This is a genomic window from Streptomyces malaysiensis subsp. samsunensis (assembly GCF_024519315.1).
Taxonomy (GTDB): Bacteria; Actinomycetota; Actinomycetes; order Streptomycetales; family Streptomycetaceae; genus Streptomyces; species Streptomyces malaysiensis.
In genome coordinates this window covers 1-867 of sequence record NZ_JANIIC010000233.1, presented here as the reverse complement: position 1 = coordinate 867, position 867 = coordinate 1, and the positions used below count along the sequence as shown (strand labels likewise).

General features: G+C 69.7%; 1 protein-coding gene. It reads right to left on the bottom strand.

The genetic code is table 11. From position 1 onward, the window contains the following. Nucleotides 1–867 (bottom strand): ATP-binding protein (locus NQU54_RS48655; RefSeq protein WP_441005768.1); only part of this gene is annotated, 867 nt, incomplete at both ends.

Genomic DNA, 867 nt, shown 5'->3' with positions numbered 1-867 from the left:
CCCTGACTTCTTGACCGCCTTGCGCTTCGGCTTCTTGGTCCCCGCGGGCTCCCCGGGCGACACCGCCAGGCCGAGGACCGCCGGCAGGGAGATCTCCAACCGCTTGCCACCGACCTCGACCACCACGGTCTCTCGGGCGCCGGACTCCTCGGCCTCGTCCGTCCCGGTCGGGGTGAAGGGGGTGATGGTGTTGTGGAACTCGGTTTCGATCCAGCGGGTGTGGATGGTGAAGGGCTCGCTGGTGAACGCCGGATCCTCCACCACCGCCTGGTGGAAGGGGATCGCCGTGGCCATGCCCTCGACCTGGAACTCGGCCAGGGCGCGCGCGGCGCGCTGGAGGGCCTGGGCGCGGGTGGCGCCGGTGACGATCAGCTTGGCCAGCAGCGAGTCCCACGCCGGACCGATGACGCTGCCCGACTCCACGCCCGCGTCGAGCCGGACGCCGGGGCCGGTGGGTGGGATGAAGGACGTCACCGTGCCGGGGGCGGGCAGGAAGTTGCGGCCCGGGTCCTCGCCGTTGATGCGGAACTCGAACGAATGCCCCCGCATCGGAGGATCGTCGTAGCCGATGGCCTCACCATCCGCGATCCGGAACATCTCCCGGACCAGATCGATCCCGGTGACCTCCTCGGTGACCGGGTGCTCCACCTGGAGACGGGTGTTGACCTCGAGGAAGGAGATGGTGCCGTCGTTGCCCACCAGGAACTCCACCGTCCCCGCCCCGACATAGCCCGCCTCCTTGAGGATGGCCTTGGAAGCGGCGTAGAGCTGCGCCGTCTGCTCCTGCGTCAGGAACGGAGCCGGAGCCTCCTCGACCAGTTTCTGGTGGCGGCGCTGGAGGGAGCAGTCGCGGGTGGAGACCACGAC